This window comes from Arachidicoccus ginsenosidivorans (assembly GCF_007971385.1).
GTDB classification, from domain to species: Bacteria; Bacteroidota; Bacteroidia; order Chitinophagales; family Chitinophagaceae; genus Arachidicoccus; species Arachidicoccus ginsenosidivorans.
This window is the reverse complement of the sequence record NZ_CP042434.1, coordinates 5,538,822-5,562,909: the sequence shown is the minus strand read 5'-3', so window position 1 is coordinate 5,562,909 and position 24,088 is coordinate 5,538,822. Positions and strand designations below refer to the sequence as shown.

Genomic DNA, 24,088 nt, shown 5'->3' with positions numbered 1-24,088 from the left:
AAGTGGTGAAAATCATTACTTTTTAGGCGCAAACGGTTTATACCAAAATGAGACGGATTAGGAAAAATGAAATTTATTCCCAATGCTATTCGTATTGGATTTTAATGTAATTTAGCAAATAATTGCAAAAGAATTCGTTAAGTGGATATTAGCTGGCCTTTTAAAGGCCCTTAGACAATGACAGGGATAATAGGAATTAACAAAACAAGATAGACTCTATATTATAATGATAATACTAATAAATGCCACAAAATGGAACTCACCCCAATACATATCCTTAATAGTGATGAAATTGTAAAAAGTTTTATTAAATACTTTGAAAACATAAAGGGATTAGAAAAAGCAAATAAAATCCAAACGCATGTAAATCAATGCCAAGCTACTTCAAACTACTTTGCCCACACAATTAAAAATAAAGAATATCCAGTCGGTGACACTATCTTGACAACTCTAAATACGAAATCGTATTTCATCTTTTCAAAGGGCGAAACTGCCTGTATGGGGGGCATGATTTTTATGCATGATTGGATGCTTAATCGAAAGGCATGTGGGGAGCCATACGATGACTTAATAGTAAAGGATATTTTGATAAAAATATTGAACAGATCTAGGCGATCACAATTTAATGTAAGCATTTTCGAAAATTATTATGAGTATCTAAGAAATATATGCGATTTATCATTTAACCATATTCAAAATAAAATCAAAGAGATAGATACCATATCTAATACCGATCAAAATTTCCTTTGGGAAATATTAAAAAAGGTCGGAAGAACGGAACAAGCTGAACTACTAAAAGCTAGAAAGAGTGAATTAAATACAGTTTATTACGCTTACTTGTATCAAATCATAGATGAACAAATATTTAAAAAACTGATTGATAATTTGATTGAATCTGATTCTTCGCACAACATAGTTCCTGATGTACCAATACCAAGTTTGATTCTAAACACAAACGGCCAAAAAGAGAAAATATTAATCCCTTATCGAAAAGGGATAAAGTGGGGGTTTTGTGATTTAAACGGAGATATGAAAATAGAGTGCATTTTCGATCTCGTTTGGAAATTTAACGGAGAATTTGCTTGCGCTATTTTGAATAAAAAACACGGAGTTATAGATAAGAACGGAACGATTATATTGCCTTTTATTTATGATAGTATACTTATTTTTGAAAAAGGATATTTTAAAGTTGAGTTGGATAAAAAATTTGGGGTCTCAAATAAATTTGGCGAATTACTAGTGCCTCTCGTTTTCGATAGTCACATACACATCGATTTTGAAAATGGTTGGGAAAGTGCTGATATTTCTATTGACGGAAAATACGGGCTCAAAGATGAAAGAAACAACCTAATCATTCCTTATATATACGACAGTCAAATTCAATTTGAAAGTAATGATCTGGCCTTAGTAAGTGTTGATGGACAATTCGGATTTATAGATAGAACCGGAAAAACTATTATACCATTAATTTATGATGCACTTTTGAAGTTTAAGGAGGGACTTGCGCCTGCAAAAATTAAGAATAAATGGGGGTTCATCGATAAATCAGGCAATACCGTCATTCCTTTTAAATACGCAAGTGCGAACCCTTTTAATTGTAACAGAGCCGCGGTTAAAGATTTTAATGACCGCTTTGGTTATATCGATAAGAGTGGCAAGGTTGCAATTCCGATTAAATATGAAAAGGCTTTCAACTTTGATGAATCTGGCCTAGCTGTTGTCCAACTCAACGGATTCTATGGAGTTATAAACTTAATGGGAGAGATTTTGGTTCCTTTTGAATATGATGGCCTCAATATAAATAATAAGTACGGTATAATTATGCCATGCAAGAATAAAAAGTATGGGGCTATGGACTTAAAAGGAAAGGTAATTATTTCCTGTCAATACGATACAATTCAGTTGAGAGAGGGGGGATTCAATGTATATCTAAAAACGAAAGGGTGGGGAGTCATTGACTATAAAGGAAATCAGATTATTCCGCCAATTTATAGTGAAATAAAATATAATGATGGAAAGTCTATTATATTTCAACGACATGATGAAGTTGGGATTAAAGATTTTAATGGAGAAACCATTGTCCCACTTGGATTATACGACGAAATCTGGAATTTTAAGGAAAACCTAGCCAGCGTTTCAAAAGACTTTAAATGTGGCTTTATCGACCGGTTTGGGAATCTAGTTATTCCTTTAATTTATGATTGTACATCGAGCTTTGAAAATGGCTTCGCTCATGTAGATATTAATCACAATATGGGGTTTATTGACAAAAATAATAAACAATATTGGGAAGATTAAAGATTTGATTTACATTAAATATAACAGTGGTTGGCACTAGATGTCTATAGTTTACAGTATTTACCGTAACTTTGAAGCATTCGATTTGAGCCGTCTTTTTTGGTTCTTACGAGCTTAATATCTTTGCATCAAATAAAAAACTATGTCGTCAATTGATCGTGATGCAATGATGTAAAAAGTAAGCCGTCTGGGATGTTAGTGCGGGAATTTTGCAAGTTTAATAATATAAGAGAGTCGCAGTATTTTTATTGGAGGAACAGAATAAATAGTAAGAAATTGAAGGTTATTGGAAGGGGAGGATAAATTCCCCACTCACAGCCGTAAAATTAAATTATTTTACCGGCCTATATGTCATATACCACCTATATTTTTTTAAGCAGTTGAATTGCTGACATTACGTAAAACTTTGGTTGTTTCCCATTTTCATTATCCTATAAAGCCAATCATAAATTTGAGCAGAATTATATTTTAACTTTCCATCGTTATCTCTCTCTTTTAAAAGAGAAATGGCTAAAAAGGCGTATTCATTTTCTAAAGATGTAGAAAATATACCTTGATCGTCAGTATTTATAGATACGCTAATTTGTGGGCTTTTTGAAATTGCAATTGGGTCTGTTTCTAGTCCTAAGTTGTAAAAGATTTTAATTGGATGATTTGCATACTTTTGAAATGTCCCGATTAAATAATTGGATGTAGGATTAGTCTCAATACTTATTTGCTTTCTTCCGAACTCAAACAACATGTGATATTGTACCATTTTGACTAGTTCGACGTATGATGTTGTTATATTAAATTGTTTTATTTCTTCACCTGCTAATTTTACCTTTGCATTAAAATGGTACTGTTGGGTTATAAATTTTGCTAATCTATTATTCCTAATATTTTTATTCGTTGGGAATGATTGATTAATTCGGCATCTATCCCAATAAGAAAAATTAATTATATCATATACATTCCTATCTATATTTTCAAAATATAAATATGGATCGTCTCCTCTTAATTTGTATGAATCATAGTATACTGAATAAGGTATATTTTTGACTGAATCGATATTGTTTTTATCTAGATTTTTTGTGAATATTTCATAATACAAATTTTCATATAATGCTTCGAGGCTATTAACTTCATTTCTATTTGATGCGATTCCAAATTGGCTTATTTTTGACAATAACCATACAATATTATCTAACAAGGTTTGGGATGAAAGGATCATTTTATTTTCCTTGAATGAGTAATATTCTTCTACATTAATTCCCAGCGCCAATGCATGTCCAATTCTATCACCTGCATATAAGTTTAGAAAATTTACACAATCATCTATTGCTCTTAAACCATCTACTATGTCATTAAAATCTTCACCGACGTGATAAGTAGCAAACATTTTTTGTGCTTCAATTGTCTCCTTTAAATGGTCAAATTTTCCATTAACTTTATGATTTTTTATATATCTAAATGCTTGTGCAAATACTTCTGGTTGCGCAGCAAATTCACTTGATGCTGCATCGATGCCTTTTAAATATTTTGAATTTGAAGAATAGCTTTCCCTAAATCGACCAATAGCAATTGCTTGTCTTTTTATTTTATTTCTTAATTTATAGTTCCTACAATATATTGATTGATAATTTAGATTATTTGGTTCTTTGTCTTTTTCCTTTATAAAATGTAGAACATAATATATTCCCTGGTTAGTATTGCTGCCCTGAGGATTGTTTTCTAATTCATAAGGGTTTAAATTTAACTGAGTAGATGCAAATGAAATTTTTTCAATTAATTTGTTGAATTTTTGTATTGTGGATTCTAATATCTGGGCATTCTCCTTTGGTGCTATTCGTAACTCCAATGATAATAAGTTGCAGTTTTTTTTTGTTTCTCTTACTGCCAAGTTTATAAATGCGTTATAATATATGGATGATTCATTTATAAAAGACTCTTTTCTATTTTGATATAACAAGAAATTTCCAAATCCAATTTTTTTGTTTACTGCTATCAATTCAGCACGAAATTGTGATTTTATATTTATATATGCATGGAATAAGTAATGGTAACTTTTAAAATTTAAATCTTCGGAATATATTAATTGAAAGCAGTCATATAAAAATTTTCTTTCACCAAAAAACAATAATGAGTCATTTAAGTTTTGAAGGTGAATATTTTTGGGGATAGCATAATCTATAATAATCTTGTCGTCGTGAAATTTAAACTCGTGCCCTAATTCTAATCGTAATAATTCTATTTCGTTATTTAATTGATTTGACTTTAAAATGATATCAAATGATTCGTCTGAATTACTTTCTTTGTCTATTTCAATTTCAAGATTATTGTTGCATTTATGTATAATGGAAAATAGTTTGAAACGGATGTAGGCGGCTTTGTATATTAATACGGATAATTCTTTATTTGAACTTCTAGGTGAATTATTAATATTTGTTCTTAAGTTTATTTCTTTTGTGAAACTTTTTAAATTAAAATTAAGATCGTTTGAATGATTCATTAAGTTAATCCAATTGATATCAAATACAGGACCGGACCCTTTCAGATGAAAGTGATTATCACTAATACCTTCTTTTAGTATTTTATTTAATTGGAAATTGTTAGAAAATATTGTTGATTTCCAAGAAAAAAACTTCCTATCATATTTTGTTAAATTATCTAAGTTGGCAAAATAAGATGTCGTTAGTATATCTTCACCTAAATAAAATGATACATCTCTCCATTTCAATAGTTGTTCAAAAATGACGTAAAGCTCATTGTTTTCTTCAATTAGAATTGACTCTGTAAAATTATTTAAAATTTGAAAATAATTCCTTTGTTTTGAGTTTATATTATAACACCAGTCATCGTTCATCATTTTATAGATATTCCTAATTTCATCAAGGGAATAGCACATATAGTTGCTGAAAGCATATTCAATAAAATGATCGAAACTTAAATAGAATTCAGTATATTTTTCTTTTAAGATTAAATCGGGACAATAATCTCCGAAAATTATTTTTAAGGTTTTGCGTATATTATCCATTTGCTATTTCTTGTAATTTTGATTCAATTTTTCTAAGGGAATCCTGAAAACTAAAATCCATTTCTTCTCTTAATCGCTGAAATATTGTAAATAATTCATTTCCCTCGGTAAATGACTGATAAAGTCTATTCATAGCCTGTTTAGTACCCAATTGTGTTTTATTATTTCCATTAAAATAATCATAGTATTTTTTTAATAGCATTTTCGCTGTTCCGATTTCATCCTTAGTATATGTTTTTTGGTCTTGCGATTCATATACTTGATTGAAACACTTGGTGAATATTTCCCTTTTGTATTTGTCTTCCATTATTCGTTTCCAATATTTAATTATGGGGTTTGTTTCTACCCATATATCTGGTTGGATGTTTAAAAAGCTATATTTTTGTGATATTGTTCGGAGCACTCTCGGTAGTGAATTGGAGAAATAAGAGTATAATAAATCTAGATATAATTCATTCCCATATTGATCTTTATTAATTGCTTCTGATTTAAATTCACTTCTGGCTTCCATATTGAATAGTTCAATAACTTCTAAGTAGAACATTGAATTTCTGAGTAATAAATTTATTTGGGCACCATTTTTTTTGTTCCATTCATCTATTTCAGATATTAATTCTATTGAATCTATGTTTGAGATGTTTAATTGATCCAATATAAGTTTAGGATATAATGTACGGTTAAAAATTGCGAAGGGGGAGAATACCCCATTGGTTACATTTTGTATTGGTTTTATAAATGGATTAGACCATTCCTCCCTATATCTTTTCTGAAGTTTACCGTAAATTATGAAAAAGTTGGCAAACCAATACTTATCTTGATTTGATGGTAACTTGTCAAATAATTCCTTTAAATTTAGATTTTCAATTTCAAAATAATCTCTTCTTCTTTTTTGGGAGAAGAATTTTGAAAGCAATTTATTTGTTCTGAATAATAGAATAATGTTATATACTCTATCTTTTGATTAAAAATTATATCGCTTATTCTTATTGAATAATATATTTTTAATAATTCAACGAATAAAATCATATCTCTATTCGAATAATCAATAAAATGGCTTAAATTGAAAAATATTGCGTTTATATCTCCAATAGTGACATTTTTGTAATTTTTTGCTGATAGGATATTGTCAATACTTGAAAGACCTAAATTATTTCTAATTTTCCTTATGCAATTTAATATTGTAATGTTTAATGTTTCTAAATTCTGACTTTCTAATAAAGTGAATATTTCTTGATATTTATTAGGTAGATTATAGTTTGAGATGTTTAATATATATTTTTTAAATTCGATTTTGAAATTCTTTTTTTTGGATAAGCTTAAGAATTCTACTAATCCTCTAAGTGTTTTTGGGAATATTAAATTATATTTATTTTCTGGATTATCAATGAATATGTTTGATTTTAAATATATGAATTCAGCTAATAAATGGCTTAAATTATCCGCCTCTAATAGAATTTTATTTTCGATTAGAGGTGTTTTTATTTCGATTGCTTTACATGTATCCTTTAGTTTTAGATTATTTAATTTACTTTCATCTCCAATATACACGTGCAATTTATTTCGGCCTAGATAAAGTTCCGGTAATTCTAAATTTCTGTGAACGGGTATCAGTTTTTCTATATATTTGGAAGCTGAAACATTGATTTTATTTAGTAATGATTTATTTAAATTTTGTGTTTCAAAGTTTTGGCTGATATTGATAGATCTGTAGTTTTCAATATTATTTTGGATTTTTAATTCTCTTTGTCTATAATATAAATTCGATAAAGCATCGTACTGTTGTGCAATATAATTTGAAATGGAATCATTTAATTGGTTTGTTTGGCATGCAAGAAATATTATAATTTTTGGTTGAATTAAAAATTGCCTTATGTCCTCTAACATGAAGAATGATTTTCCAAAATTTAAATCAAAATCATCTATGGCTATTATTAAATAATCTTTATTTGACTCGAAGTATTTTAAATAATTAGCAACTAAATGTTTGAAACTTTCTTTCAGATTGTTACTTGTGGCTAATTCACTTAGGGCTTCAATTGACTCTTTTTTATATATGTCTTTTCGAGATAAATTTATAGTTTGTAATGCTTGGAAAGTATTTTGAAATAATTTAATTAGTGTCCTTTTTTCGTCATGATTTATTGATTCCCTTTTTTCATCTTTTAATTTATTTTGGAATTTCTGAAACATCTTTGCTATTATAATTTCAAATAAAGTTTCATCGCCTCGGAATAACGATGGATCTATTACCCCAATTTCCGCAAATGATTTATTTTTTAAATAGCTATATTCTTGTTTATTAAAAAATATTTCGTTTTCAATATTATGTTTGTAAATTAAGGAATCAATTAGAGAATTCATTGAAGAAGATTTTCCCTTTCCTCTGTCTCCTGTAAATGCTATGATATTATTGAAGTCCTCTTGTTCTTGATAAATATCTGACTGTTTAGCAATTTCAATTACATTATTTAAAGCAGCATTATATATATCACTGAAGATAGACGATTCGAATTCGTTTCCTTTTTCGATTTTAATTTTATATTCTTCATTAAGGTTTATCCAGAGTTCTTTATCCATAATTTCTTGATTTGGTTACTTTTGGTTTTATTGAATTTAACTGTTTAAGTTGCTACACAAATTTATATATTATTTTTTAAATTGTCTTTTTTTGTTGGTTTTTAATTTGCTTTTGTGATTAATTGAATATTGTTTGTAATTTGATCAATTTTAATTTTTGATTTATTTTGTGTATAATTTTAAATTGGGTAATTGATTAATTTTGCTATTTTTTATGAAAGTATACGAGTTCCTCATTTAATTTTGGGTTGTTTAATTTTGAATAAAAAATATTTTCTTCGATTCCTCCCTACTGCACCTTCCTCCAAATACTTTCCTTCCCCAGCTGCCTGAACCTGGAAGCCACCTGCGACAGCTTTAAGGTCTCCTTACTACCCAGGGCTAAATATCCTAACTGATCCAGACTCTCATCAAACAAACTAATCACCCTGCTCTGCAAGTCCCTTTCAAAGTAAATCAGCACATTTCGGCAAAAAATCAACTGAAACTGGTTAAAAGAGCCTTCAGAGACCAGGTTATGCGTAGAGAACACCATGCGCTCCCTTAACTCCTTATCAAAAAGCGCATGGTCATATCCAGCCGTATAATAACGGCTGAATTCCTCCCTGCCACCCGCCTTTTGGTAATTTAAGGAATGCTGCCGCATATATTTAATAGGGAAGATACCAGAGGCCGCCTTTTTGACGACCTCCGCATTAATATCCGTAGCATATAAAATAGACTTATGTAGTAAACCAGCCTCCTTTAGTAATATAGCAGTAGAATAGACTTCTTCCCCAGTAGAACAGCCCGCATGCCAGATCCGGATCAAAGGATAAGTAGCCAATACCGGTAATACCTCAGCAAGTATAGCCTTATAAAACAACGGATCCCGGAACATTTCAGTGACATTTACCGTCAACTGTTCAATAAAACGATTAAAATAGTCCTGATCCATCCGAAGCCTATACCTAAATTCCGCAAAACTAGGGAACCTATCCAGCGCATACAACCTGTTAATCCGCCTTTTTAAAGAACTCTTTGCGTAAGCAGTAAAATCATACCCATAAATATCCAACAAATCATTTAATACAATACTGAGCTGCAGATCACTGATCGGTGTTTCCATCTATGACAAGTTTTGTTTAAGAAAACCCAACAGTAATCCCAGCAGTAAATCCACATCAATCGGCTTAGAAACATACGCATTTGCCCCAGCTGCCAGACATTTCTCCTCATCCCCAGGCATAGCCTGGGCAGTAACCGCAATAATCGGCAAGCTTTCACGCCCAGGAACCTTTCTAAGCAGGTCGATGGCCTCATAGCCATCGACTTCCGGAATCATCATATCCAGTAGTACAATAGCAAGACCCGGGAAATCTACAAGCAAAGCCATGCCTTCCTTGGCGCTGGTTGCCGCCAGGCAACCATACCCCTTAGACTTAAGCACAAGACTCAAGGCAAAGATATTTCGGTTATCATCCTCTATAATCAGAATAGACGGAGCTTTATTTTCCATAATATCGCCATTGACAACTTTAAAACTACATTCAAATGACCAAACTACATTGCCCCAACCACATTTCCAAACTACAATGCCTAAACTACTTTGACCAAGATTTTTCATTAAACAGCCATACCCGCAAGAGAGAAATCAATTGATCACTATCCACAGGCTTAGAGATATAATCAGAAGCACCTGCAGCAATACATTTCTCCCGGTCACCCAGCATTGCTTTGGCGGTAACGGCAATAATCGGTACCTGCCCCAATTTTGGGTGTTGCCTAATCAAACGGGTACTCTCATAGCCATCCATCTCAGGCATCATCATATCCATTAGTACAACAGATACTTCTGGATGCAGCTCCAACTGTTCCAGTGCTTCCTTGCCATCAGTAGCAGAAACAATCTGCATACCATGCCTTTCCAAAGACTTCGTCATGGAAAAGATATTACGCACATCATCATCCGCAATCAATACCGTTTTCCCCTGCAAAACATCATTTTTGAACCGTAATTTATTATTATAGCCACTACCACGGCCAGATCCAGTTCCATAATCAGAACCTACTCCCGCTCCAGTTCCTAAATCAGCACCAGCACCAGAATAAGACCTACTACCACCAACGCCAATACCTGTGGCAGCGGCTCCGCCGCTGCCATCTGGCCTAATTTGCCTTTGGTCTTCCACCAAATGTAAAAACAAAGTCACTTCATCCAGGATCCTTTGGTAGGAGTGGGCTGTTTTAACCACGATCGTGTCTGCATACCTGCGAATCCTGCTTTCTTCTCCTGAGGATAGATGCTTACCAGTAAATACAATAATCGGCAAATATTCCAGTCCAGGGTTTTGTTTAATTATATCTAGGGTTTCATAGGCATTCTTATCAGGAATACCCATATCCATAATAACACAATCTACCTCCTTACTTTGTAAGGCTTCCACACTCTGGGCAGCGCTGCTGGCCACTCTGGAAGTAACCTGGAAGGTTTCCAGAAAATTAGCCAGCGCCTGGGCATGGTAAGCATTTTCTTCAACGATCAGCACTTTTTTCGGATGCTTACGCCAAACCTCTTCTAATTTCTGGTACATCTCCTTCATTTGCTCCATGGCGATCGGCTTACTGATAAAGTCTACAGCACCCTTAAGCCTGCTTTCCCTTTTGGCTTCCATCACTGACATAATATGTACCGGTATATGCCTGGTAGCACTATTGCTCTTTAATGCTTCCATTACTTCCCACCCGTCCATAACAGGCAATTGGATATCCAGTAAAATAGCAACAGGCTTATACTGTTCAGCTAGTGGCACCCCATGGTCGCCCCGAACAGCGACTATTCCCTTATAACCCCTTTTTCGGGTAAAATTCAGTAAAGCCTTCGCAAAAGCCGTATCATCCTCAATAATCAAAACAACCTTGTCCTGATTATCATCTCCCTCCAGCAAATGCCTGTCATCCGGTATCTCTTCCGGAATCCTCGATACGATAAACTTACTGCGTTTAGCAGTGGCAGTGACCGAATCAGAGTCAGAGTCAGAGTCAGAGTCCGAGCCCGCGGCCGAGTCTCCAATGCCAGCGTCCAAGTTAGACCTGCTACCAGATCGAGAACGACACGCAGTACCAGTACCAGTACCAGAATGAGAACCAAAACCATTATCTATCACCTCTGCATCAAGTGATTGCCCAGGTTGATCGTCTCTGCTGGATGCTCCAACTCGGCCAGTCTGGTCCAAAGGTAAGCGCAGTGTAAATACGCTACCCTTACCTGGGGTACTGGCAAGGGTAATTTCACCTCCTAATAATTGTGCAAGCTCCCGACTAATGGAAAGACCAAGGCCTGTTCCGCCAAACTTTCGTTTGGTGGAACCATCCGCCTGTTGGAAGGCATCAAATATGAGTTGTTGTTTGTCTTTTGGTATCCCAATACCTGTATCAGTAACAATAAATTCTAGTAAGTAGCCTGATCTATCTGAACTACCCGAACTAGCTGATCTGCCTGAACCACCTGCATTACTTATGTTGCCTGGTACCGCTGATTGACTGGATTGTTCAGATGCAGATCCAGATTTAGATGCAGATTTCGATGCATCTGCATCCGCTTCTAATTTATCCAACAGCTCCGTACTATGGGTATCCGCCAATTCAGATGGCAACGCTGATTGACCAAGTTGTGCAATTTTGGAGGAGGGTGGAGATTGTTCTGACTGATCAGGCCGTTCAGTCTGTCCAGGTTCTGCAGCCGGGCCGGCCTGTCCAGCAAACGCCTTCTTGCTCGACGCCTGAATCTCCAGTTTGACCTGGCCCTGGCTGGTAAACTTAAGGGCATTGGAAAGCAGATTTTTTAGGATTTGCTCCAGTCGCATCTTGTCTGTCTCTATTTCTGCTATACCGCTTAGGTTATTTTCAAACAACAGTTCCAGCTTTTTATCAGCAGCAACAGGGGTAAACAGTGACCGGAGGTCACTGATAACACTCTCTATTGCAATGGGCTGATATTCAAGCTCCATTTTTCCTGCCTCAATTTTCGATAAATCCAATAGTTCATCAATCAGACTCAGCAGGCCATTGCCGGAACTTAAAATGACGCCAGCTGATTCTACCTGTTCATCGGTCAGGTTCTTTTCACTATTCTCATATAAATAATGGGAGAGTAGTAGTATTGAATTCAAAGGTGTTCTGAGTTCATGGGACATATTGGCCATGAATTCAGATTTATACCGGGTACTTTGCTCCAGGGCCTTCGCTTTTTGTTGGATTTCCAGGTTAAGCTCATTGGTTAACCGGTTTCTAACCTCCAGTTCCAGGTTTGTTTGCTGGAGTTCTTCTTGTTGTACTCGGAGCTCTTCTTCAGAGGTCTGTAGTTTCTGGGTATGGGCTTCGAGCTCTGCATTCATATTCTCCAGCTCACTGTGTTGTGCTTGTAATTCCTCTGCCTGTGCCTGGGTTTCTTCCAGCAGCTCTTGCAATCGTTTATGGTTCTGGGCACTATTAATGGCAATACCGATATTCTCGGCCACACTTTTTACAAAAGCCAGCATTTTTTGCGGATAAGGATGCACGGCTGCCAGCTCAATGACGCCCATAACCCTTCTGCTGCCTTGATAGCGAATAGGAACTACCAGGATATGGCTGGGTCTGATTGCACCTGTGGCATGGCTGACTGTAATCTGATCATTTTCTACATCTCGCAGCCACATGGCCTGGTTGTTTAAGGCTACCTGGCCCACCAGCCCTTCACCGAGTGCAATTTCCTTTTTGGCCCTGTTTAAGGCATAACTACTTTCTAATTGTAAGGTCTCATTACTTAATATATATAAAGCACCTACCTGACTTGCTGTATATCCTGCAATAAAATGCAGGATATCGTTTGAAAGGATGGGTAGCTCCTTTTCACCGATCATCTGATCATTTAAGCCAGCGGTGCCAATTTGCATCCATTCACTCTCAGACAACTGGTTAAATGAATCTTCAAGGGCAGCAGCCATTTTATTTAAGGCCTGGCTGATGCCGCCCAGATCATCATCATCCAATTCTTTCTCTTCTTTACTTACCCGAATACTATAATCTCCATCAGAAATCTGACCTGCCACATGTTGGATCAATTCAATCCGCCGGGTGGTTTCTACATTTTTTTCTTCCAGCTGCTGCTGCAACCTGGTTTTAGCGGTTACCTCACTGGTCACTTTAAAATAGGAGAATATAGAAACAGCAATGGCCAGCAATGCTGCAAATACAATAATCAGTGGCGTATAGGTCGTAAACATTTGCAGGGTGCTGAGTCTGGTGGCCAAAAGTTGCTTGGCATCAGTTTCTGCCTTGCTGATGGTTGCCCTTAAAGAGTCCATAGCAACTTTACCTGCCTGCATATCCTCTTCATCAATTACCTCTCCAGCCTTTTTTTTATCCAGTAAGGTTTGCAGTACACTTAGGCGGTGCAGAATAATATCTTTGATCTGGTCCAGGTTCTTTTGCTGTACCGGATTATCTAAGGTCATCTCCTGGACCTGACTTATTAATTGAATGGCCCGATCTGAAGCACCATTATATGGCTCTAAGAATTTCTGCTGTCCGGTAATCAGAAAACCGCGCTGACCCGTTTCTGCATCTTTCATCGTAGACATAACCGATTCCAGCCGGGTGACTACCTGGTTGCTATGATCCACTAACTCAGAACTCTTAAGCAGGTTGCGAATACTAACAAAAGAGGCAATGGAGATGATAATCAGCAACAACAGGGAAAGGCCCAGGCCAATTTGCAGATTACGGGTGAGTTTTGTACGCATAATATAATAACGGTAATCTATTTTTATTCATTTCTAAACTTGTTGCTATTTCTTTTCCTAAATAAAAACGTAAATCATTGAAAGTCAAAACAAAATTTAATCTGAATTAAAGCTAAACTGTAATTAACAAAGATGTGGGTCCATACCAAAATCCAAACGTCAACCTAATTAAAGTAAAAGTCAATTTAAAAATAAATACCTATTCAAATCCAATATTATACGCTAATCTTATATCAATTAATAGGTCATATTCAGAATGGTCAATTTCCAAGGTCAATTCACAGGTTAAATCAAATTAGACTCAAATTCAAGTTCTAAGCCTTCGTTACACCTACAAAAATCCCCCGACCTTAAATGCTACTATGTAGTCACATCTGTGATGAGGTTTTAATAAAATGCTTATTCAAAGCTGCAGTCAGGCAACTTTAGAATGAGCATTACTATTGGCGCTGCCTGTCAATTCACTGGTAGCATTAATTGCAGCTTATAAAACTAATGCAATATTTATTTGCTTAACAATGCACCGATATGTCTAAACTTTTATTTTAGACTATGTATGTAATAATATTAATAATCATTTAATTAATTAATTAATTAATTAATTAATGCTATAGCCCAATTGGCTTTGTACTAATCTTAACCCTAAACCATTTCTCAAACTAATTGGCAGATATGCTTGATTCAACGGTGACTGGGTTTAAGGGGATTCTAAAATAAAAGGTGGAACCCTGGCCTAGGTCGCTTTTTACCCCGACAGCACCTTTATGGAGTTTAATGATTTCTGCGCAGATAAATAGACCCATACCCAGTCCTTGAAACTTACCGTCACTTTCTTCCACTCGGTAGTATTTCTGAAATAACTGCTGCTGTTCCTTACTAGATATGCCAATTCCATGATCAATTACACTAATTTGTAAGGATTCATCTGGTAACAACAGTGATTCTACAGTGACTTCATTACTTTCTGGCGCATATTTGATGGCGTTACTGATATAATTGAGTAGTACCTGTTCTAATCTATTTTCATCTCCATATACAGAGAGACCGGATAGGTCTACTCCCTGCATGTGTATTTTTGTATCTGGATAGGACTGATGGATATTATTGATTGCATTTTCCAAAAAAGAAGATACCGAAAAATGCTTACAGGCTAATTTAAGCTTATTGGACTCGATTTTGGTAGCATCTAGTAGTTCTGTCACCAGGCGGTTTAACTTATTTAGCTGTTTTCCAGACCTTTCAAGATACATCTGGACCTGATCGGTCTGTTGATTTTTTAAGGACATTTCTGCTAATTGCAAATAACCTTTGGCTGAAGTGAGTGGGGTATTAAGCTCGTGGCTGGCAATACTAATAAATTCATCCTTTTTGGCCTCTGCCTGGGTCCGTTTTTGGATCTCTGCCTGTAATGCTTGCTGGATAGCATTAAGTCTGATGAAAGTCTGGATCTTTAAAACAAGAATATCCGTATCAAAGGGTTTAACCAGGTAGTCTTTACCACCAGAGGCGTAGCCTTTGGTGATAAATTCCTTACTGATGTTGACCGCAGACAGGAAAATGATGGGTATATTGGCGGTTTTGCTATAGCTGCTGATGGTTTCAGCGACCTCAAAACCATCCATACCTGGCATTTGTACATCCAGGATAATGAGCTCATACGCCTGCTTTAAGACTTTTTTTAAGGTCTCTTCGCCTGAAAGCGCTGTATCTGTTTGAAAACCCCGCCCTTCCAGAGCCTTGCTTAAAGCAATTAGATTCTCTGGTTTGTCATCAACAATAAGAATCATAGATATTTACTTATAAATACGCTAATAATTATATGAATAGAAGCTAAGATAAGCCAATTAAGCGAGTTTTTCGTAGAAAAAATGAAGGAGATACCCCCATAGAAGTAGGTGCCTGAATAAGGGGGTGAAAATGGAATGGTCAGAAGTTACATGTTGAGTTCATGTTGGGTTCATTCAGGTCGATTTTATATATGTAAGGTTACCTGTTGCACTGATGCTCTTTTGGCTGATGTTATCTCCAAATCCCGTCAAAGAGGGATAGGGTACAAAAATATAATTGTAGCTTATTCAAAATAGCTCCATAGGTTTGATAAGATTGTTAAGGTCATTTTTGTTCTGTCGTGTGGCAAGTTGAAAAGAAAGAAAACTGTTGGTTCTGTTGAGACATTTCTTTTAATGGCAAATAGCATTTAGTATATTTGAACTTGCTATTTAAGGCTGACATCAATCTATATAATTAAAAAAAATTAACTAATGAAAAAATAGCAAGAAAACTTTTTTTTAAATTAGCATCTATTATACATTTGCAGGAAAATATATTAAAATAGGTATTATCTGAACGGTAAATTATCCTATTGATTAATCAGGTATTTATGGATTTTTGCTGACTTCAAAACTAATCGCTTTAGTATTTAATGTTATAAATACTATGTTATTGATTGTTAGGTGTTATAGTATTGATGATTTAAATTAATTTAGTAATTTATTTTAATGAGAAACATTCTGGTTATTGATGACGATGAGATTATACAAAATGTATTAGACAAAGTCCTTACTAAGGAAGGATTCCACATTGAATTGGCTGGAAATGGAAAAGAAGGGCTGTCTCAGATTGAGAAAATGGCCTACGATCTTGTTATTACTGATCTGATGATGCCATATGCCAATGGCTTTGAAATTATTAGCAGATTGAAAAAGCATCCAAATACTGCAAATGCTGCTATAATAGTGATATCTTCCATTACAAATGAAGATTCAATTATGGATGGTTTCAAATTAGGCATTGACGAATATGTTCGTAAACCAATTATCATTGGCGAACTGGTGATGAGGATTAAAAAACTTTTATCTCCAAGAACCTGATTATGTTTGAATCTCCATATTCTTTTGAAAATCTTGATGTTGGGCAGAATCCTGCCTGGTTAAATTGGTTTTTATCACTTCCTTTAGTTATACAAATAGCTGTGGTCTCTATTCTCATATCCACATGCTTCATCCTTTATATTCAATATAGGATTTGGTATATTAGGTTTAAAAACTATATATATAATAAAAGAGTAAAGTATATTGTTCCTATACTGGATGATTTAATCACAGAGCAAATAGTCTTAAAGTCAAATGCTTCTCAAAACCAATTCGGGGAGCCGGCTTTTAATATCCCTAACCAAATCAGAGCCGAATTTAGGAGTAGAAAATATAGACAGATAATTATTGACCGGATAATCAAATATCAAGCTGATTTTACAGGGACTATCGGTACCGAGATGCGTAACCTTTACATGGAATTGGGATTGGATAAGGTCTCTTTCAGGAAAATGAAAAGTAGAAAATGGGAAAAAAAGATCAGAGGTATTAGAGAGCTGACAAATATGGATATTTTGATTGCAGATGTAAATATTCTGCCTTTGACAAATAACAAAAGGCAAGAACTTCGTTCAGAAGCCCGCAATGCTTATATCAAGTTAAGCAAAAATGAACCCTTTAAGTTCTTTGATGTAACTACAGAGCCTTTACTTAAATGGGACCAAATTGAGCTTTTTAAAACGATAACGACAACAGAAAATATAGCCATCCCCAATTTCGCTCGTTGGGTTACATATTCGAATAATAAAAGCGTGGTCGCTTTTTGTATGGAGCTAATCGTATATTACAAACAATATGACGCCGCACCTGCAGTAGTCAAGCTACTTGAAAACAAAGATCACCTATTAAGAGCCCAGGCAATAAATTGTCTGGGAAAACTAAAATATGAGCAAGCTGCTCCTCAACTGGTGCATATTTACAGTAATCAGCCGCTAAATTGCCGATTGGAAATATTAAAGGCACTTGGAAGAATGGGTAACAAAGAAAATGTTACTTTCCTAAAACAGGAATTTATGTACTCTACTGATTTCGATATACGCAAAAACGCAGCAAAATCCATTGTCCGAAACAGTAATAAGCAGCAAATAGATCTACTCATGGAGTCCTGTACACCGGAAAATCAATTAATTTTAAAGCACAATTTGAATCCCTTAATTAAATATTAATGCTCCAAATAGGTCAATGGCTAATAAATTTTTATGAAAGCAGCGTATTTGCATATGGTGCTATATTGCTATTGATCTATACCATGCTAGCTATATTTTCCTTCATTTCTATTCGGAAATATTTAAGAAGGGAAAGTTGCAGCGATTACCACGATCTTTTAAAATCGGCCTTATCACCTGGCATTTCAGTAATTGCCCCCGCTTTTAATGAAGGACTCTCCATTATTATGAATGTGCAGTCACTTTTGACTCTAAATTATCCAATTTTTGAAGTGCTGCTTATAAATGATGGCAGTACTGATAATTCAATGGAACAACTTATCAAAGTATTTGAACTTGAAAAAGTTGATTTTGCCTATAATCCTAAGCTCCATGCAAAACCTATAAGAGGTATTTATAAATCCACTAATCCGGCCTTTAGTAAATTGACCGTTATTGATAAGATTAATGGAAAAAGTAAAGCTGATGCAGTGAATGCTGGTATCAATGTAGCGTCTTTTGATTATTTTGTTTGTACGGATGTGGATTGTATCCTGGAAATGGATACGCTTTTGAAACTAATAAAGCCGGTGATGGAAGAAAGCTCCAGGCGCATAATTGCCGTAGGTGCTACCCTGAGAACTGCGAATTCTTGTGATATCGATCAGGGGTGATTATCCAAATGAAACCACCAAGCAAATTATTGCCAAAATTTCAGGAGATGGAGTATATCCGAGCATTTGTCCTGGGAAAAATGGGATGGAACCTGATTAATTGCATACCAAACGTTTCCGGAGGATTGGGATTATTTGATAAAGAAATCGCCATAAAGGCAGGTGGATATGATGCCCAGTCTTTTGGGGAAGATATGGAATTACTAGTTAGAATGTGCCGCTACAGTGGAGATAACCAAATTAAATATGCCGTAAAATATATTCCTGAAACACTATGTTGGACAGAAGTGCCGTCCACTATTAAGATATTTATGAGGCAACGAAGTCGATGGGCGCGCGGTCTGGCCCAATTGATGTATGCCCATTTTAAAATGTTTTTTAATCCTCAATATGGCAGAGCAGGACTTATAACTTTTCCATATAATTTCTTTTTTGAATTATTGGCACCCATCATTGAAATTGTAGGCCTAATATATTATTTGTATTTATGGATTTCAGGTAGAATTAATACAGAGTATGCCGTCCTGTTATTGTTATTTGTCTATTCCTATTCCATAATGATTACTACTATCGCTATTCTTTGGGACCAAATAACCTTTAGATATTACAAATCCTGGAAAGATGTATTGCTACTATGTGCAACCGCTTGTCTGGAGATCTTTTTATACCATCCTATGATTGTTTTCTTTTCCATTAGAGGGTATTACTATTTTCTTACAGGGAAAAAACATGTGTGGGGAGATATGCAGAGGCAAGGATTTGGACAGGCGCGTAAAAATTAAATTTGATAATCATTATGGTGCATAGCTTTTGGTCATATATGCGAACCTTTTTCGAAGGTGGAATATTCATCTATGGTGTTTTGATCCTGTCAGCCTATGCATTCTTGGCTATCTTATCCTTTTTGGCTATAAATCAATTCCGAAAAAAGAGCAATACACAGATTATAAGAAATTGACCAGTTCCCCACTTGCTCCAGGCATTTCCATAATAGCCCCAGCCTACAATGAAGGTGTTACAATTATTCAAAATGTACGCTCCCTATTGACATTAAATTATACAAATTTTGAGGTTATCATTATCAATGATGGTAGCACAGACGATACCCTGGAAAAACTAATTAATGAATACGAACTGGTACAAGTAGAATTTGCTTACGACGAAAAAATAAAATCTAAACCAGTCCGTCGGATATTTAAATCCATCAATACAGCCTACGAAAAATTGATGGTCATTGACAAGGTGAACGGAAAAAGTAAGGCCGATGCATCCAATGCAGGTATAAATGCGGCCTCTTTTAATTATTTTTATGTACAGACGTGGATTGTATTCTGGAAAAGGATACCCTTATTAAAATGATTCAGCCCATATTGGCAGAAGAACATCGCAAAATAACTGAATTAGGCGCACCCTGCCCACAATGTGGTTACGTTCACGTGGTAGAAGACACCAAAAGAGTAATTGCAACCGGAGCAACTCTAAGAATTGCCAATTCAAGTGATATTGAACAAGGTGAACTTGTCAGAATGAGACCACCCAAAAGCCTTTTTCCTAGATTTCAGGAGATGGAATACATAAGAGCCTATGTTTTAGGTAAAATGGGCTGGAGCAAAATCAATTGTGTCCCCAACGTATCGGGAGGTTTAGGGCTATTTGACAAAGAAATTGCCATTAAAGCCGGAGGATATGATGCCCTTTCATTTGGAGAGGATATGGATTTAATCACCCGTATGTGTGCTTATATGAAGGACAATAAACAAAAGTATGCAATACGTTATATTCCGTCCACACTTTGTTGGACAGAAGGCCCTTCTACGCTTAAGATCTTTGGGCGGCAGCGCACCAGATGGGGACGTGGATTAATACAAATTATGACACTGCACCATAAAATCCTATTTAATCCCAGTTATGGAAAACTAGGACTTGTTGTTTTTGCCTACAATTTCCTTTTTGAATTTCTGGCGCCTATTGTTGAACTATTAGGCGTGTTATATTATATATATATAATTATTACAGGGCAGATTAATGTCGTAGATGCAATATTATTGCTATTATTTCTGTATCTGTATTCCATTATGATTACCCTGATCGCCATATTTTGGGACCAGCTAGTCAATAAAAGCTATAAAACCTGGATAGAGGTGGCAGGCCTTAGTCTGATGGCCTTTCTGGAACCTATTATTTATCACCCATTGATTGTATTTTTTGCACTCAAGGGGTATTTCTTTTTTATTACTGGACGCAAACACACCTGGGGCAATATGCAAAGGCGTGGATTTGGACAACCGACACCTTAATACTTAGGACCCGTTAAAAAACGATCATGATGTGTAGAAGATATATAGGAAAATATATTACCAATTTGCTGGCTTTAATCTTGTTACCCAGCCTGCTCTGGTGTCAAAATAAAAAAGTCAGCAATACCACCTATTTGACCCAAATTAAAGCGGAGATGAACGTGCGGCAGGATTATGTCAAGGCATTGTCTATTGCAAAGGCCGCAGCAAAAGACTATCCAAGAAATGTAGATTTTCAGTTTTGATGGCCAAACTTTACCTCTTGAATAAGGATTCTGTCCGGGGAGAACGCAAATTAACCGAAATCATTACAAAAGTGCCAACCTACAAAGATGCTTATCTAACCGCTGCATCTCTATATGTCGCAAAAGGAAATGAACAAAAAGCTTTGAATATCCTTGATAAAGGACTAGATCGGTACCCTGGAGAATATCAGATGCTGGCCAAAAAATTGGATATTCTCGCCCTTACAAGGGATTATGCCAATGCAGACAAACAAGCAGATAGATTACTGCGTACTTTTCCAAAGGACAGCAGTGTGTTGAAAAAGTATGTAGATTATCATAACGAAGCAGGTAATTATTATCTGAAGCATGGAGGCCTGGACAAAGCATTTAGTCAATTTGAAATGGCCCTAGGGACTTCACCCCGTAATACCCAAGCGATTGAGGGAAGCCTGTCAGCCATTTTGCTACAAGGCAATGATCAAAATAGTCTGGCATTTATCAACCAATTGCTGGCAAAACACCCAGAGTCCTATGAATTATGGATGAAAAAGCTTGGTTTATTGCAACAAATGCGGCGCTATCCAGAAGCCCTCGAATCACTGCAGCAAATGCAAAAAAGTTTCCTTCAAATGGAAAGCTTTCGCAGCTTAGCCAGGAATTGCCCCTGGAGGCTGCCAGGTATTATAAAAAAATGGATCCCTATTATGAGTACCTAAGCGTTCTTGAAAAATCCCCAGCTAATAAAGAGGCTTTAAATAATGTGATTAATATGGCCATTAGTCGTAATATGAATCAAGAAGCCCTAGTTTGGATCGATAAAGCTTTACGCATTAGCCCAAATGACAAAGACCTACTAGCCCAGAAGCAAAACCTTTTGGAAAAAGGTGGTAGATATGGGCAAGCGGCTGCCATTGCAGCTAAGCTTATGTATATCAATCCTTCTACATTTACTAAACAAACTTATTTCGATCTAGAACTAAAGAGAGCCCGTGATTTCGCAGTGCAGGGATTATATGATAGCGCTGAAGTGGTCTATCAGACTGTTTTAAGGATAGAACCAAACAACAACAAGCCATAAACGGTTTCGTCAACCTATTAGCAGAGCAAAAGCAATATGCTTCAGCTATTCAACAATTAAATAGAGCAATAGGGTTTTATCCGGATGACATCAACCTAAAAATAAAAAAGGCTCCATTTTTCAACAAAATGGAGATTTTGACCAGGCTGCTGCTGTCTTTTTGAAATTATACGAGACCCATCCACAAAACCAGATTGTGCGCGCAGGCCTGGAGGATGCCAGTTTATCGGCAGCCAGATCCAGCATGCAGGTCATGGATTATGATCAAGCTTTAATCTTATATAAAAGAGTAGAGCAGCTGGATCCCCAAAATAAAGAAGTACTTAATAGTTTGATCAATATTCAACTGGCAGGTGATAATGATACAGGCAATAAGGACGCTTTAGAATGGATTAATAAAGCTTTAGGTTATTACCCGAATGACCAGGCATTTATGATTAAAAAATCAGCTGTTCTTTTTAAATTGAAAGCCTATCAAGATGCGCTTTTAATCAATGATTCATTGCACCAAAGATATCCTTACAATACGACAATTAAAGGGAATTACTCCGAACAACTCTCCACAGCTGCCATGCACTTTCTTAAAAGAGGAGATACTTTGTCTTCCACGGCTGCCTGGATCAAGTTAAGACAACTTAACCCGAAGGACAGTCTGGCATTGTTAGCGCTTATTAATATTAATCAGCAGCAAAATCGTTTTGATACTGCTTTACAGCTATCTGATACCGCACTCAGCATTTACCCGGAAAATACAGCATTTTTAATGAAAAAGGCCTCTGCTTTAGAATCCCTGAACCGATTTAAAGAGGCGGCAGATGTTGCCAAGAACCTCGAGAGGATAAACCCAGAAAGTCATAAATACAGTGATTATGCAGCTTACCTGAGGTCAAAGTCTTATCATAACCAATTGGGCTTCTCCTTTTTAAATTCTCATTTTGATTCTTTGGCACCAGCCAACATTGCGACCATACAGTATAGCCATTTGGGTAAAAAAATGACCCTAACTGGAAAATTGAATTTTGCAGGTCGAGCAGTGGGCACTGGCTTACAATTAGAAGTCGAGGCCTATATTCAGCACGAAAAAAATGGTACTCCTATGGAAATCTAGCAATTGCTAACAAGGTCGTATTTCCAAAATGGCGAGCTGGGTATTCCTTATTTCATAATTTTGCAAAGAGTTGGGAAGCAGAGTTAGGGGCGAGAATCATTGACTTTGATTCCTTGAAGAGCGTGTCAGGCGTTGCATCCCTAGCTCATTTTTTTGGTGATTTCTGGACCAATATAAAAGGATATGCAAGCTTTTTATCTGGAAATCAATATACTGCACTTACTCTGACGGCGCGTCAATATCTGAATGAAAAAACAGATTTCTTCTATGCAACGATGGGTTATGGGAATTCCCGGATGATTTAAGTCGCCTATACGATTTTAATCAGAATTTAAAATTTACCACCTATAGCATCGGGGCCGGATACCAGAAAATGTTCAATTACAGAAATTCCATCAGTATTAATGGCACTTGGTATAATCAAAAAATTGCTAATGGCTGGTTTCGCAACCAATACGACATTTACATCACCTTTTTCAGGAAGTTTTAATTATTTAAACCATTGTTGCTATGTTGAAGCGAAATAAAATTCCAAGATATATATTGCTATTTATTAGCCTAAATGTGGGACAGTGCATAGCGCAAGGCAGACAACAAATAGAAATTGTAAAAAATCAACACTCAGATTATCAGGTGATACTCCCACTAGCACCCACCAAAAGTGAACAAAAAGCCGCAAATCTGCTTGTAACTTTTATAAAGGCTACAACAGGAGTAAGTCTTCAGGTATTGAATGAGCCAATAGCTGGAAAACCCATGGCAGCAATGCCAGGTATTTATATCGGCCGCACCTCAATGGCAGAACATCTTAATCTATTGAGAGACAGTATCATGAGTTCGGAAGGATACCTGATTTGTACAAATAACAAAAATGTACTTATTATTGGCGGCAAAGGTCATGGTGCAGAATACGGCGTTTATTATTTTGCTGAGAAATTTTTGCAAGCGCGAATGTATGATGCCAACCCGGCGGAATTTGTACAAAAAGTAACCTTGAACTACCAAGCAATTTAAAAATCAGCTCCATACCCGC

Annotated in this window: 18 protein-coding genes and 1 pseudogene; 12 read left to right on the top strand and 7 right to left on the bottom strand. The window is 35.7% G+C overall.

All coding sequences use genetic code 11. From position 1 onward, the window contains the following. Nucleotides 1–252: 252 nt before the first annotated feature. A complete protein-coding gene (locus FSB73_RS22280) occupies nt 253–2,298 on the top strand; it encodes a WG repeat-containing protein (RefSeq protein ID WP_146787467.1) in 2,046 nt (681 codons plus the stop codon). Between the two features lie 394 nt (nt 2,299–2,692). Here FSB73_RS22280 and FSB73_RS22275 read toward each other — a convergent pair whose 3' ends face one another. The 7 genes from FSB73_RS22275 to FSB73_RS22240 all read right to left on the bottom strand — a co-directional run bounded on the left by FSB73_RS22275 (nt 2,693) and on the right by FSB73_RS22240 (nt 15,443). Beyond that, nucleotides 2,693–5,314, bottom strand: coding sequence for a hypothetical protein (locus FSB73_RS22275; RefSeq protein WP_146787464.1), 2,622 nt, complete (start codon nt 5,312–5,314; stop codon nt 2,693–2,695). Then, nucleotides 5,307–6,227 (bottom strand): hypothetical protein, encoded by a 921-nt coding sequence (locus tag FSB73_RS22270; RefSeq protein ID WP_146787461.1) that lies wholly within the window; start codon nt 6,225–6,227, stop codon nt 5,307–5,309. The genes FSB73_RS22275 and FSB73_RS22270 overlap by 8 nt, the downstream gene beginning before the upstream one ends. After that, nucleotides 6,167–7,891: a hypothetical protein gene (locus FSB73_RS22265; RefSeq protein WP_146787458.1), complete on the bottom strand. Its 1,725-nt coding sequence runs from the start codon at nt 7,889–7,891 to the stop codon at nt 6,167–6,169. The genes FSB73_RS22270 and FSB73_RS22265 overlap by 61 nt, the downstream gene beginning before the upstream one ends. A gap of 289 nt (nt 7,892–8,180) precedes the next feature. Next, on the bottom strand, nt 8,181–8,999 hold the full coding sequence (locus FSB73_RS22260) for a CheR family methyltransferase (RefSeq protein ID WP_146787455.1): 819 nt from the start codon (nt 8,997–8,999) through the stop codon (nt 8,181–8,183). Then, on the bottom strand, nt 9,000–9,389 hold the full coding sequence (locus FSB73_RS22255; protein ID WP_146787452.1) for a response regulator: 390 nt from the start codon (nt 9,387–9,389) through the stop codon (nt 9,000–9,002). Between the two features lie 85 nt (nt 9,390–9,474). Next, nucleotides 9,475–13,656 (bottom strand): response regulator, encoded by a 4,182-nt coding sequence (locus FSB73_RS23435; RefSeq protein ID WP_158639672.1) that lies wholly within the window; start codon nt 13,654–13,656, stop codon nt 9,475–9,477. Nucleotides 13,657–14,315: 659 nt separating this feature from the next. Beyond that, complete coding sequence (locus FSB73_RS22240) at nt 14,316–15,443, bottom strand: hybrid sensor histidine kinase/response regulator (RefSeq protein WP_146787449.1); 1,128 nt, start codon at nt 15,441–15,443, stop codon at nt 14,316–14,318. A gap of 711 nt (nt 15,444–16,154) precedes the next feature. Here FSB73_RS22240 and FSB73_RS22235 point away from each other — a divergent pair. From FSB73_RS22235 to FSB73_RS22190, 11 genes and pseudogenes are all read left to right on the top strand, one after another. Further along, on the top strand, nt 16,155–16,526 hold the full coding sequence (locus tag FSB73_RS22235) for a response regulator (protein WP_146787446.1): 372 nt from the start codon (nt 16,155–16,157) through the stop codon (nt 16,524–16,526). A gap of 452 nt (nt 16,527–16,978) precedes the next feature. After that, nucleotides 16,979–17,692: a HEAT repeat domain-containing protein gene (locus FSB73_RS22230; protein WP_146787443.1), complete on the top strand. Its 714-nt coding sequence runs from the start codon at nt 16,979–16,981 to the stop codon at nt 17,690–17,692. Next, the gene (locus FSB73_RS25945; protein WP_225974279.1) at nt 17,692–18,345 is read left to right on the top strand and encodes a glycosyltransferase family 2 protein; all 654 of its coding nucleotides are present in this window, start codon (nt 17,692–17,694) and stop codon (nt 18,343–18,345) included. Before FSB73_RS22230 ends, FSB73_RS25945 begins: the two co-directional genes overlap by 1 nt. 47 nt (nt 18,346–18,392) lie before the next feature. After that, the gene (locus FSB73_RS25940; RefSeq protein ID WP_225974278.1) at nt 18,393–19,127 is read left to right on the top strand and encodes a glycosyltransferase; all 735 of its coding nucleotides are present in this window, start codon (nt 18,393–18,395) and stop codon (nt 19,125–19,127) included. Nucleotides 19,128–19,299: 172 nt separating this feature from the next. Next, complete coding sequence (locus tag FSB73_RS25935) at nt 19,300–19,704, top strand: glycosyltransferase (protein ID WP_225974277.1); 405 nt, start codon at nt 19,300–19,302, stop codon at nt 19,702–19,704. Next, nucleotides 19,665–20,642 carry a glycosyltransferase family 2 protein gene (locus FSB73_RS22220; RefSeq protein ID WP_225974276.1) on the top strand — a complete coding sequence of 326 codons (978 nt, stop codon included), beginning with the start codon at nt 19,665–19,667 and terminating at the stop codon, nt 20,640–20,642. The genes FSB73_RS25935 and FSB73_RS22220 overlap by 40 nt, the downstream gene beginning before the upstream one ends. Before the next feature lie 26 nt (nt 20,643–20,668). Continuing rightward, entirely contained in the window at nt 20,669–20,887 is a 219-nt protein-coding gene (locus FSB73_RS22215) for a hypothetical protein (RefSeq protein ID WP_146787440.1), read from the top strand. Between the two features lie 17 nt (nt 20,888–20,904). Then, nucleotides 20,905–21,585, top strand: coding sequence for a tetratricopeptide repeat protein (locus tag FSB73_RS22210; RefSeq protein ID WP_158639671.1), 681 nt, complete (start codon nt 20,905–20,907; stop codon nt 21,583–21,585). Next, nucleotides 21,561–21,947, top strand: a complete 387-nt coding sequence (locus tag FSB73_RS22205) for a hypothetical protein (protein WP_146787434.1) — start codon at nt 21,561–21,563, stop codon at nt 21,945–21,947. Before FSB73_RS22210 ends, FSB73_RS22205 begins: the two co-directional genes overlap by 25 nt. Before the next feature lie 244 nt (nt 21,948–22,191). Beyond that, a pseudogene (locus FSB73_RS22200) lies at nt 22,192–23,360 on the top strand (YaiO family outer membrane beta-barrel protein). 205 nt (nt 23,361–23,565) lie between these two features. Further along, nucleotides 23,566–24,069: an alpha-glucuronidase family glycosyl hydrolase gene (locus FSB73_RS22190; protein WP_146787428.1), complete on the top strand. Its 504-nt coding sequence runs from the start codon at nt 23,566–23,568 to the stop codon at nt 24,067–24,069. Nucleotides 24,070–24,088: the final 19 nt, after the last annotated feature.

Excerpts from the sequence above, each read along its gene's own strand:
- FSB73_RS22280 (WP_146787467.1), top strand. The coding sequence starts at position 253 with ATGGAACTCACCCCAATACATATCCTTAATAGTGATGAAATTGTAAAA.
- FSB73_RS22275 (WP_146787464.1), bottom strand. The coding sequence starts at position 5,314 with ATGGATAATATACGCAAAACCTTAAAAATAATTTTCGGAGATTATTGT.
- FSB73_RS22265 (WP_146787458.1), bottom strand. The coding sequence starts at position 7,891 with ATGGATAAAGAACTCTGGATAAACCTTAATGAAGAATATAAAATTAAA.
- FSB73_RS22260 (WP_146787455.1), bottom strand. The coding sequence starts at position 8,999 with ATGGAAACACCGATCAGTGATCTGCAGCTCAGTATTGTATTAAATGAT.
- FSB73_RS22255 (WP_146787452.1), bottom strand. The coding sequence starts at position 9,389 with ATGGAAAATAAAGCTCCGTCTATTCTGATTATAGAGGATGATAACCGA.
- FSB73_RS23435 (WP_158639672.1), bottom strand. The coding sequence starts at position 13,656 with ATGCGTACAAAACTCACCCGTAATCTGCAAATTGGCCTGGGCCTTTCC.
- FSB73_RS22240 (WP_146787449.1), bottom strand. The coding sequence starts at position 15,443 with ATGATTCTTATTGTTGATGACAAACCAGAGAATCTAATTGCTTTAAGC.
- FSB73_RS22235 (WP_146787446.1), top strand. The coding sequence starts at position 16,155 with ATGAGAAACATTCTGGTTATTGATGACGATGAGATTATACAAAATGTA.
- FSB73_RS22230 (WP_146787443.1), top strand. The coding sequence starts at position 16,979 with ATGAAAAGTAGAAAATGGGAAAAAAAGATCAGAGGTATTAGAGAGCTG.
- FSB73_RS25945 (WP_225974279.1), top strand. The coding sequence starts at position 17,692 with ATGCTCCAAATAGGTCAATGGCTAATAAATTTTTATGAAAGCAGCGTA.
- FSB73_RS25940 (WP_225974278.1), top strand. The coding sequence starts at position 18,393 with ATGGAGTATATCCGAGCATTTGTCCTGGGAAAAATGGGATGGAACCTG.
- FSB73_RS22215 (WP_146787440.1), top strand. The coding sequence starts at position 20,669 with ATGATGTGTAGAAGATATATAGGAAAATATATTACCAATTTGCTGGCT.
- FSB73_RS22205 (WP_146787434.1), top strand. The coding sequence starts at position 21,561 with ATGGATCCCTATTATGAGTACCTAAGCGTTCTTGAAAAATCCCCAGCT.
- FSB73_RS22190 (WP_146787428.1), top strand. The coding sequence starts at position 23,566 with ATGTTGAAGCGAAATAAAATTCCAAGATATATATTGCTATTTATTAGC.